A 12,094-nucleotide genomic window follows, 5' to 3' on the forward strand; every position below is an offset into this window, starting at 1 on the left:
CGGCCGCGTGCAGAGGCCGGGACGCGGATGAAATGCCGCCCGACCGGCCGGTCATCGGCCGGCGTTGCGCGCCGGCACACCGATATTTCCATCGTTTCGGCTCTGGTCGATAATGGCGCCCAGCATCCGGTCGAACAAAACATTCCAAGCATTCACGGCGCAACCAGGGCCGCGCCGCCACAGACCAATAAATCTCGGGGTACGTCGCCGCAGTCGGCAGCACGTCCTTGACAAGGAAATAACAAAATGGATTTGCTGCGCTTCCTGCTGCTCCTGCCGATTCGCGCGGCCGGGTTCGTCTGGCGCCTGCTCGGCCGCGTGCTGCGGCCGCTGGTCGGCGACGTGTCGTGGACGGCGCCCGCGTGGCCCGGCGTGACCGCCGCGGCCGTGCGTCGCCGCCCGTGGCATGCCGGCGGCATCGTGCTGCTCGCGGCCGCGCTCGGGTACGGCGCATACTGGTTCAAGCATCGGCCGAAGCCCCCTGAGCCGCAGACCGTCGGCTTCACCGTGAAGGCGCCGGCGATCACGACCTACGAGGCGGACGACAGCGGCAAGCCGAAGATCACCGTGCATCCGCTCGAAGTGGCGTTCGCGCAATCGGCCGCGCCGATCGAGCTCGTCGGCAAGCCGGCCGGGCAGGGCATCGAGATGACGCCCGCGCTCAAGGGCGCGTGGGAATGGGCCGACGACAAGACGCTGCGCTTTACGCCGGCGGCCGACTGGCCGGTCGGCGCGCACGTCGAGGTGCGCTTCGCGGTGCATCAGGTGTTCGCGCCGCAGGTGGTGATGCGCGACGATCATTTCGCGTTCGACCTGCCGGCGTTCACCGCGACGTCGGGCGACAACCAGTTCTACCAGAACCCCGACAATCCGGCGGAGAAGCAGGCGCTGCTGCAGTTGCGCTTCAACTATCCAGTCGATCCGGCCGAGCTCGAGAAGCGCATCGGCCTCGTGCTGCTTGCCCGCGACGGCAAGACCGCGACGCCGCTGCGCTACACGGTCAACTACGACAAGATGAAGACGAGCGCGTGGGTCTACTCGCAGCCGCTCGAGATTCCGCGCGATCCGCTGACGGTGCGGCTCGACGTCGACAAGGGCGTGAAGAGCGCGCGCGGCGGCGACGGCACACCGGCCGTGCTGCATGCGACGGTCGGCGTGCCGGGGCTCTACAGCCTGTCGATCGCCAACGTCGCGCCGACGCTCGTCGACAACGAGCGCTACGAACCCGAACAGGTGCTCGTCGCGGAAACGTCCGACGGCGTGCGCAGCGCCGATCTCGCCGCGCGCGCGAAGGCGTGGGTGTTGCCGAAGCGCAAGCCGGGCGTCGATCAGTCGGACGACGATCCGCCGTACGAATGGAACGTGGCCGACATCAGCGATGCGGTGCTGAAGCAGTCGAAGCCGCTGCCGCTCGAAGCGGTGCCGACCGAGAACGACTTCGCGACGCTGCAGAGCTTCAAGTATCACGCGACGCCGGGCGACCGCATCGTCGTGCGTTTCGAGGGCGACCTGAAGTCGGCGGGCGGCTACCTGCTCGGCGCGCCGGTGACGACCGCGTTCACGGTGCCCGACTATCCGAAGCTGCTGCGTTTCATGGCCGACGGTTCGCTGCTGTCGATGAGCGGCAGCAAGCGGCTGTCGGTCGTGTCGCGCAACCTGCCGGGGATGAAGGTCGAGATCGGCCGCGTGCTGCCCGACCAGCTCCAGCATCTCGTGAGCTTCAACAACGGCACGTACGCGCGGCCCGAGCTGTCGTATTCGTTCAGCGAGGATCACATCGTCGAGCGCTTCGTGCAGACGCGCGCGTTCCCGGCCGGCGACCCCGGCAAGGCGCATTACGAAGGCGTCGATCTCGGCCAGTACCTGAAGGGCGGCAAGCGCGGCGTGTTCCTGCTGCACCTGTCGAAGTACGATCCGGCCGCCGAGAAGAAGAAAGCCGACGATGCGAAGGACGGCGATGCGTCGTCTGACGACAGCAGCCAGGATCAGTCCGACAACGCCGATTCGGGCAACAACAACGGCAACGGCGACGACAGCGACAACGCGCTCGGCGACACGCGCCTGATCGTCGTGACCGATCTCGGGATGCTGGTCAAGCGCGCGCTGGACGGCAGCCAGGACGTGTTCATCCAGTCGATCCGCAACGGCCGACCGGTTGCGGGCGCAACCGTGTCGGTGCTCGCGGTGAACGGCCAGGCGCTGTTCACGCAGACCACCGGCGCCGACGGCGTCGTGCATTTCCCCGCGTTCAAGGGGCTCGACCGCGAGAAGCGTCCGCAACTGTATATCGTGAAGAAGGACACCGACCTGTCGTTCCTGCCGGTGGCCGGCCGCGACCGCCAGCTCGACTTCTCGCGCTTCGACGTCGACGGCGAACGCAACGCGACGGGCCAGGGGCAGCTGTCCGCGTACCTGTTCTCGGACCGCGGCCTGTACCGGCCCGGCGATCCGTTCCACATCGGCCTGATCGTGCGCGCGGCGAGCTGGGCGCGCAGCCCGGCCGGCGTGCCGCTGCAGGCGGAAATCGTCGACCCGCGCGGGATCACCGTCGAGCGCAAGCCGGTATCCGTCGACGCGACGGGTTTCACCGAGCTCGGTTATACGACGGCCGAAACGGCGCCGACCGGCACCTGGACGGTCAACCTGTACATCGTCAAGGACGGCCAGCCGGGCGCCGAGCCGATCGGCAGCACGACGGTGCAGGTGAAGGAGTTCCTGCCCGACCGGATGAAGGTCGACGCGAAGCTGTCGCAGCAGGTCGTCGAAGGGTGGGTGAAGCCGAAGGGGCTGAAGGGCATCGTCGATGCGCAGAACCTGTTCGGCACGCCGGCCGAGAAGCGCCGCGTCGCGGCGACGCTGACGCTGCGCCCCGTGTGGCCGTCGTTCCGCAGCTGGCAGGGTTACCACTTCTTCGACGCGCGGCGCGCGAAGGAGGGCTATACGACGACGCTGCAGGACGGCACGACCGACGACAAGGGCCATGCCGAGTTCGACCTCGATCTCGACAAGTACGCGGACGCGACCTACCAGGTCTACTTCCAGGCGAAGGCGTATGAAGCGGAAGGCGGGCGCAACGTCGCCGCGAACGCGCAAGCGCTCGTGTCGAACAACGACTGGCTCGTCGGCTACAAGTCGGCCGACGATCTCGGCTACGTGAAGCGCGGCAGCCCGCGCACGGTGCGGCTCGTCGCGATCGATCCGGGCGCGAAGGCGATCGACGTGAAGGACCTGCGCGCGCAGCTCGTCGAGGAGCGTTACGTGTCGGTGCTGACCAAGCAGGATTCCGGCGCGTACAAATACGACTCGCGGCTGAAAGAAGTGCCGGTCGACGAGAAGCCGCTGACGATTCCGGCGGCCGGGCTCGACTTCACGTTGCGCACCGACAAGCCGGGCAGCTATGCGCTCGTGATCCGCGGTGCGGACGGCACCGCGGTGAACCGGATCGAGTATTCGGTCACGGGCGACGCGAATGTCACGCGCTCGCTCGACCGCAACGCCGAGCTGCAGGTGAGCCTCGCGAAGCACGACTACAAGCCGGGCGAGCAGGTCGAGATCGCGATCCGCGCGCCTTACGCGGGCAGCGGCCTGATCACGATCGAGCGCGACAAGGTGTATGCGCACGCATGGTTCCATGCGGACACGACGAGCTCGATCCAGCACATCACGGTGCCGGCCGGCTTCGAAGGCAACGGCTACATCAACGTGCAGTACATCCGCGATCCGTCGTCGGACGAGATCTTCATGAGCCCGCTGAGCTACGGCGTCGTGCCGTTCTCGGTGAACCTCGACGCGCGCCGCAACGCACTGACGGTCGACGCGCCCGCGCTCGTGAAGCCGGGCGATACGGCCACCTTCACCGTGCATTCGGCGAAGCCCGCGAAGGTCGTCGTGTTCGCGGTCGACGAAGGCATCCTGCAGGTCGCGCGCTACAAGCTCGGCGATCCGCTGAAGTTCTTCTTCCGCAAGCGGATGCTCGAAGTCGGCACGTCGCAGATCCTCGACCTGATCCTGCCGGACTTCGAGAAGCTGATGGCGATGGCCGCGCCCGGCGGCGACGCCGACGATGCGATCGGCCGCCAGTTGAACCCGTTCAAGCGCAAGCGCGACAAGCCGGTCGTCTACTGGTCGGGGATCGTCGACGTGAACGGCGACACGCGCCTGAGCTACACGGTGCCCGACTACTTCAACGGCAAGCTGCGCGTGATGGCCGTGTCGGTGTCGCCGGACCTGGTCGGCACGTTCGAAGGCGCGACGACGGTGCGCGGCGATTTCGTGTTGTCGCCGAACGTGCCGACGACACTCGCGCCGGGCGACGAGGCCGACGTCAGCGTCGGCGTCGCGAACAACCTGACGGGCGTGGGCAACCAGCCGGTGCCGGTCGCGGTCACGCTGAAGACGGGCCCGCAGTTGCAGGTGATCGGGCCGGCGACGCAGAACGTCGCGCTCGCGCCGCAACACGAGGGCGTCGCGCTGTTCCGCGTGAAGGCGACCGACACGCTCGGCTCGGGCGCGCTGTCGTTCGGCGCGCGCTATGGCGCGAAGGGCGCGCAGCAGCGCGTCGACGTGTCGGTGCGGCCGGCCGCCGCGTTCCGCACGCAGCTCGACATCGCGCGGCTCGACCCGGGCAAGAAGGCGAGCGTGCCGAACCTGCGACCGATGTACGACGCGTATGCGTCGCGCGACGCGAGCATCTCGACCGCGCCACTGGTGCTGTCCGAAGGGCTGTCGTCGTATCTCGTCAACTTCGACCACTACTGCAGCGAGCAGATGTTGAGCGCGGTCGTGCCGCGCGTGTTCGCGTCGAAGTGGCTGTCGGTGCGCGCGCTGACGAGCGCGATGCATGCGCTCGAAGCCGGCGCCGACGCGGCGAACGCGAGCGCGATCACGCAGTTCCTCGGCGTGCTGCGCAGCCGGCAGAACGCGCAGGGCGGCTTCGGATTGTGGAGCGCGACGCCCGATGCCGACCCGTTCGTGTCCGCGTACGCGATGCACGTGCTGCTCGATGCGCGCGAGCGCGGGATGGCCGTGCCGAAGGACATGCTCGACGCGGGCAACGCGTATCTGCAGAAGCTCGCGGCGAACGATTCGCTTGGCTCGCTCGACCTGCTGCGGCAGCGCGCGTATGCGGTGTACCTGCTGACGCGCCAGGGCAACGTGACGACCAACAGCCTCGCGGCCGTGCAGAAGCGCTTGCAGGATGCGTATCCGAACGACTGGAAGAACGATCTCGCGGCCGCGTGGCTCGCCGCGTCGTACCAGTTGCTGAAGCAGGACAAGGAGGCCGCCGCGCTGATCGCCGGGCCGCAGGCGTTGCTCGAACGCAAGCGCGCGTCCGATGGCGACTACGTGACGGGCTACTACATCGATCCGCTGACGCGCGATGCGAGCGTGTTGTACCTGCTTGCGAAGCACTTCCCCGAGCGCGTGCGCAAGCTGTCGCCGCGCGCGATGGACAACATCGCCGCGCCGCTGGTCGACAACCGCTACAACACGCTGTCGTCGGCGATGACGATCCTCGCGCTCGATGCGTATGCGGCGTCGAACGCGGGGCAGCTCGACCAGCTCGCGATCGACGAGGTGCGTGCGGGTGTTGCGGCTAAGGACGTGTCGTCGATCCAGGCGAACCTCTTGCGTTCTGGCACGTGGGCGGCCGGCGCGTCGCGCGTCGACTTCGTGAACGGCAGCGCGCTGCCCGCGTGGTGGGTCGCGAGCCAGTCGGGCTACGACCGCGGCACGTCGACGAAGGCGATCAAGAACGGGCTGGAGATCGTGCGCGACTACACCGACACGAACGGCAAACCGCTCGACAAGATCACGCTCGGCCAGGAGATCGACGTGCACCTGAAGATCCGCGCGACGGGCTCGGCGAACGTCGGCAACATCGCGATCGTCGACCTGCTGCCCGGCGGCTTCGATCCGGTGATCGCGCCGCCGCCCGCGACCGATACGCAGGACGGCGACAGCGGGGACGGCGGCGCGTCGGCGCCGGTGGCCGATGCGCCGTGGCGTTCGCCGATCGGCGTGACGGGGTCGACGTGGCAGCCGCAGTTCGCGGACGTGCGCGAGGACCGCGTGGTGATCTACGGCACCGCGACGACCGACGTGCGCGAGTTCGTCTACCGGATCAAGGCGAGCAACGCGGGCCGCTTCGTCGCACCGCCCGCGTACGGCGAGTCGATGTACGACCGCCGCGTGCAGGCGCAGGCGCCGGGCGGCGCGGCGCTGACGGTGGAGCGCGTGCGATGACGGTGCGAAGGCACAGGCCGTACCGGGCAGCCGGAGCGCCCGCGCATGGCTGACGTATCCGGGCTCCGGCGCGCGCTGCACGGCGCCGGGCGCTGGCTGCATCGCTGGCAGAACTGGATCGCCGGCGCGCTGCTCGTGTTCGGCGCGCTGGCCGCGTGCCGGTTGTGGCCGCATCCGCCGCTGCGCGACTGGAAACCGACGTCGGTCGCGGTGGTCGATGCGCAGGGCCGGCTGCTGCGCCTGACGCTCGCGAAGGACGACCGCTACCGGCTGTGGGTGCCACTTGACCGGATGTCGCCGCAGCTCGTCGAGGCCGTGATGCTGCACGAGGACCGCTGGTTCTGGTGGCATCCGGGTTTCAATCCGTACGGGCTCGCACGCGGTGCGTGGATCACGTACGTGCGCGGCGGCAATCCGCAGGGCGGCTCGACGCTGACGATGCAGCTCGCGCGCTCGCTGTGGCGGCTGAACACGCGCACGCCGGCCGGCAAGCTCGAGCAGGTCGCGCGCGCGGTGCAGCTCGAACTGTTCTACTCGAAGCGGCAGATTCTCGAGGCGTATCTGAACGACGCGCCGTACGGCCGCAACGTCGAAGGCGCGGGCACCGCGAGCGTCGTCTATTTCGACCGGATGCCCGACGCGCTGACGCTGCCCGAGGCGCTCGCGCTCGCGGTGATTCCGCAGGACCCGGCGCGGCGCGTGCGCGGCGGGCAGGACGCGATCAACCGCGCGCTGGCCGCGTCGCGCAACCGGTTGTACGCGCGCTGGCTGACGCGGCATCCGGGCGATGCGTCGCTCAAGCCGCTGTTCGCGTTGCCGCTCGCTATGCGGCCGCTGTCCGCGCTGCCGTTCGACGCGCCGCACGCGGTCGACCAGGCGCTCGCCGCGCGCAGCGCGTGGCGCACGACATCGGGCGCTGCCGATGACGTGCACGACGCCGGCGCGCGGCTCGTGACGACGCTCGATCTCGATCTGCAGCGCACGCTCGAACGGCAGATCGCGCGCTACGTGGCGCGCAACGACACGCGCGGCGTGCGCAACGCGGCCGCGCTGCTCGTCGACACGCGCGACATGGGCGTGAAGGCGCTCGTCGGCTCCGCGAACTTCTTCGATCGCACGATCGACGGGCAGGTGAACGGCACGCTCGCGCGGCGCTCGCCGGGCTCGACGCTCAAGCCGTTCATCTATGCGCTCGGCTTCGACCAGGGTGTGCTGCATCCGCAGACCGTGCTGCGCGACGTGCCGACCGCGTTCGGTCCGTACGCGCCGGAGAATTTCGATGGCCATTTCCTCGGGCCGATCACCGCGACCGACGCGCTGAACCGCAGCCGCAACGTGCCGGCCGTGTGGGTCGCGTCGCAACTCAAGTCGCCCGATCTGTACCGCTTCCTGCAGGAAGCCGGCGTGCGCCGGCTCGCGAGCGCGCAGCACTACGGGCTCGCGCTGGTGCTCGGTGGCGGCGAGGTGACGATGCAGGATCTCGCGGCACTCTACGCGATGCTCGCGAATCGCGGCGAGTTCAGGCCGCTGCGGCTGCGCGCGGACGAGCCGGCCGCACCCGGCCGGCGCCTGCTGAGCGCGGAGGCGAGCTACATGACGATGGACATGCTGCGCCAGCATCTGCGCCCCGACGAGACGAGCGGCGCGCAGCCGTCGAGCGTGCCCGTCTACTGGAAGACCGGCACGTCATGGTCGTTCCGCGATGCGTGGACGGCCGGCGTGTTCGGCCCGTATGTGCTGGTCGTCTGGGTCGGCAACTTCGACAATTCGACCAATACGGCGTTCGTCGGCGTCGACGCGGCCGCGCCGCTGTTCTTCCAGATCGTCGATGCGCTGAACGCCGAACGCACGCTCGTCGAGCCGCCGCGCGCGGTGCCGCCGCATCTGAAGCGCGTGCGCATCTGCCTCGCGAGCGGCGAATTGCCGAACGAGTGGTGCCCGCAGCAGGGCTGGACGTGGTTCATTCCGGGCACGTCGCCGATTCGCGTGAGCACGGTGCACCGGCCCGTCGTGATCGACGACGCGACGGGGAAGGCCGCGTGCCCGCCGTACGACGGCAAGCGCACGCATACGGAGATCTTCGAGTTCTGGCCGTCGGATCTGCAGCAGGTGTTCGTGCAGGCCGGCATTCCGCGCCGGCGGCCGCCGCAGAACGCGGACTGCCGCGATGCGGGGCAGGTCGACGGCGATCCGCCGCGCATCACGTCGCCGCTGCGCGGCAGCACGTATGCGATGCGCGTGAAGAGCACGGACGAGACGCGCATCGCGTTCAACGCGACAGTCGACGCGAGCGCGCATGCGCTGTACTGGTTCGTCAACGACGCGTATGTCGGCCGCAGTACGCCGGGCGACGCGCTGTTCTGGCAGCCGCAGACGGCCGGCAGTTATACGGTGCGGGTGGTCGACGATCATGGCCGCAGCGATCAACGGCCGCTTGCGGTCGGACTGGAGCAATAGGCGCGCGTGACGCGATGCGGCAGCTGCGCCGCACCGCATCGCGCCGGGGTCTTGCTTACTTCGCCGAACTCGCGCTGACCTTCGCGAAGTCCAGGCTGCCGAAGCCCGTATCGTCGTCCCAGCCGGCCTTCGCGGTATAGCCGTGGCTGCTATACCCGTTGTTGCCCGATGTCACGTCGTGGAGCAGCGACGTATTGGTCGGGAAGTTCTGATAGAACGCCGACGTCGGCAGGCCGAGGCTGTTGTTGTTCGCCGATTCGACCCGCGCCCAGCCGCCGACGAAGATCGGCGACGCGAGGCTCGTACCGCCGACGAGCTGGTTGGTCTGCCCGTTGATGACGATGTACGCGCCCGTCGACTGCGCGGCGTCGAACGCGACGTCCGGCACCACGCGCTTCGTCACCGTGCTGCCGAGCGCGGCGGTCTGCCAGCTCGGCGCGGCTTCGAACGCGCTCACGCCGCCGCCCGTCGCCCAGATCCGCACCGCGTTGTCGACCGGGTTGCCGTTGCTGTCGAGATCCGCATACGCGACGCCTTCGTTCCATACGGTTTCGCCGGCCCACGTCGTGGTGCCGGTGGTCGACAGCGTCGTGCCGCCGACCGCGACGACGTACGGCGAGCTGGCGGGCGACGATACGCTGTACTTGGACAGGTTGATCGTCGTCCTGACCGAGGTGCCGTTGTACGTGCCGATGTAGCCGGGCGCGCCTTGCGGCGACGTCGACCATTGATAGACGCCCGCGTCGCCGGCCGAGACCGAGAAGACCTGGCCTTGCGCGACGGCCTGCTTGAACACCGCGTCGTCGGCGGCGAGCGAGCCGTCCGAATTGGCGGCGGTTTCGTCGAGGCCGAGCGACACGTTGATGACGGTCGCCTTGTTGTCGGTCACCGCCTTGTTGTAGGCATCCGTCAGCGTCGCGTCGGTCAGGCCGCTGTCGCTGCTGTCGCCGTTCACGGCGGAATAGAAGATCAGCTGCTTGACGCCGCCGGAGGTGCCGATGATGTCCTGGCTGTCGAGATCCCATTCGCCCGGATCGCCGTCGTCGGCCAGCGTGCCGGACCCGCCGGCGACCACCGCCGTGTTGACGGTCGCCAGGCCGGCGTTCTGCGTGAAGGTGTTCAGGTCGGCGATGGTCTGGGTCATGTCGCCCCAGGTGATGATGCCCACCGTGGTGTTGGTCGCGGCGGGCAGGCCGCTTGCGTCATAGATCTTCGCGAAATCGGTCGGCTGGTGGCCGACTTGCTGCGAAGCAGCGGTCGCGTTCTTCGAGATCTTGTTCGGTTCGATCGCGGCGGCCGGCGCGAAGCGGTGAAGCAGGCGGTGCGGCACGGCGGCGTTCTGCAGACCGAGCACCGAATCGACGATCGAGCCGAGCGACGCCGGGATCAGTGCGGCCGAATCGTTCGCGAAGACCGGCTTGCCGCGATAGTTGAAGCGCTTGATGCTGGCCTGGAAGCCGTTTTGTGCATTGCCCGCGTTGCCGTCGGCGGAGACCAGCGTGTTGTTCGCCGACACCGAGATGTTGCTGAAACCGTTCGCCTTCAGGTGCGCCACCACGGCCGCGACCTGCGCGTCGGTCGGCGCGAAGCGTGCCTTGAACTGGGCCGGCGTGAGGTACTTGTGATAACTCGCGCTGCCCGGCAGGTTGACGTCGTGCAGGAACGCGTCGAGCTGGTCGGTATTGCGGTGCTTCAGCACCACGGTGACATGCAGCGGCTGGCTCAGTTCGAGCGGCGTCACGTGCGTGTCGGCGAGCGCCGGCGTGCCGACGCTGTTGAGCGAGTACGCGGGCTGTGCCTGCGAGGCAGTCGAAGCCGCCGCGGCGGGTGCATTCGACAGCAGGAAAGCGGCGGTGCGGGTCGGGACCCAGTTGGTCGCGGCCTGGGCGGGCAGCGGCGCCAGTGTGGCGGCTACCGCGAGCGGCAGCGCGGCGAGGGCAAAGCGTTGCGAGAGTGTGCGTTTGATGTGCTGAGTTCTCTGCATTGTGAGCTCCGGGATTTCGACGAAGAACCGGTGCAGCGCGCGGCCCGGATCGCGGGTAGCGACGGGGCGGCGGATGCAACCTGACGCAAGACCAGACCGACCAGCAAGATTCACGGCGACATAAGTTTTCCTCCCCCTCCCACCATCAAGACCGGAGGCCGGTCGGGGCATCGGACTCGCCCATTGCGAGCGTCGATCCCGCGCACGGCCCTCTATCGTGTCGGGTCGCGACGCATCCACGGCGTCGCGGCCCGACCATCTCGTTCTCTTCAATCTGCTGCGACGGCTGCTTCAATGCGTTATCACTTAATTAGGAATCCAATATATAAAATCCGGATAAGCGGGTGCTGCATTGTCGTTCGAAAGCGAGGTGCGCGTGTTCCGTGTGAGGTGCCGGGAGCGAGATCGAATATCCCGGTCAGCCGGGGGAGATGTCGATATCGGCCTTTTCCGCCTGCGGCGGAACGGGATGACCGGTGAAGCGGGGACTGTGTATTGCGAGCAGATGATACGGATTACGAATCAGCTACTGTCCTCGTGCGACGTAATTAAAACGGAAGCTGTTTGTCGGGCCGTTGATTTCTTGATGCGGATTCGATTGCACGGCGGGTTTTCTTGCGGGGAAAGATAGCAAGAAAGAAAACGGAACGTCAAACTTTTTTTGATTAGGTCTAAAAAGTTTAGATAATCGCTTCGGCGGGTATTTTTAATAAGCGGGAAACGATGATGTAAGTCATTCGTCATCCTTGGCGAACGCTGCATGACGGGGCTCGGGCGAAGCGCAGGTGCAGCAAAAAAAATGCTGCCGCCACGGTCATTCCGCAGCGACGACGGACAACCGGTTCTCGATGTTTCCTTGCATGCGTGTAGCTGGGGAGTAGGCATCCGGCGCAACGGCAGGTGCTCGCCGATCGAAACCGGGCGGCTCCGGTTGATCGTGTGGATGGGTGCGACTTCTACTTTTCTTTCTTGTCGGTCTTCCCGTTTTCGCCGCGGCGGTGCCGGGTCGCACGCCGCGCGTCATGCGTCACTTCCACGCCGTCACCCGTCGTCCGCCTTCGCCTGCAGATCCTTCAACCCCTGAATCACGACCAGCAACGCACGGCCGTGCTCGTCGGAGCCGTCCCATGCGTCGACGATCGCGTCGCGCAGCAGGTCGTTATAACGACGACGCGACGGCTCCATGTCGACGCCATAGAAACTGCATAGCTTATTGAATGGCACGCTGCGACGCAGCCGATGCCCGTTCGACAGCCGAAGCCGTGACACGGTTGGCTGGCTGACCCCGGAAAGTCGCGCGATTTCGCTGGACGAGCGTGTATCTGCCATCAGGCGGCGCAACAGGTCTTGAACGGGAAAATCTTGGTCCGGGGCTTCCATGCGATGCATTATACCTATACAGTTACG

General features: G+C 67.5%; 4 protein-coding genes. 2 read left to right on the top strand and 2 right to left on the bottom strand.

Annotation, left to right across the window (positions count from 1 at the left end; translation table 11 throughout):
* Nucleotides 1-246: 246 nt before the first annotated feature.
* Both ACN22W_RS32710 and pbpC read left to right on the top strand, forming a co-directional pair.
* A complete protein-coding gene (locus ACN22W_RS32710) occupies nt 247-6,246 on the top strand; it encodes an MG2 domain-containing protein (protein WP_419688659.1) in 6,000 nt (1,999 codons plus the stop codon).
* Between the two features lie 45 nt (nt 6,247-6,291).
* Complete coding sequence (pbpC, locus tag ACN22W_RS32715; RefSeq protein WP_419688661.1) at nt 6,292-8,703, top strand: penicillin-binding protein 1C; 2,412 nt, start codon at nt 6,292-6,294, stop codon at nt 8,701-8,703.
* Between the two features lie 55 nt (nt 8,704-8,758).
* Here pbpC and ACN22W_RS32720 read toward each other — a convergent pair whose 3' ends face one another.
* Both ACN22W_RS32720 and ACN22W_RS32725 read right to left on the bottom strand, forming a co-directional pair.
* A complete protein-coding gene (locus ACN22W_RS32720; RefSeq protein WP_419688663.1) occupies nt 8,759-10,687 on the bottom strand; it encodes a S53 family peptidase in 1,929 nt (642 codons plus the stop codon).
* Between the two features lie 1,041 nt (nt 10,688-11,728).
* Nucleotides 11,729-12,067, bottom strand: a complete 339-nt coding sequence (locus ACN22W_RS32725; RefSeq protein WP_419688665.1) for a helix-turn-helix domain-containing protein — start codon at nt 12,065-12,067, stop codon at nt 11,729-11,731.
* Between the last annotated feature and the right edge of the window lie 27 nt (nt 12,068-12,094).

This window comes from Burkholderia theae (assembly GCF_048565265.1).
In the GTDB taxonomy this organism is placed as follows: Bacteria; Pseudomonadota; Gammaproteobacteria; order Burkholderiales; family Burkholderiaceae; genus Burkholderia; species Burkholderia theae.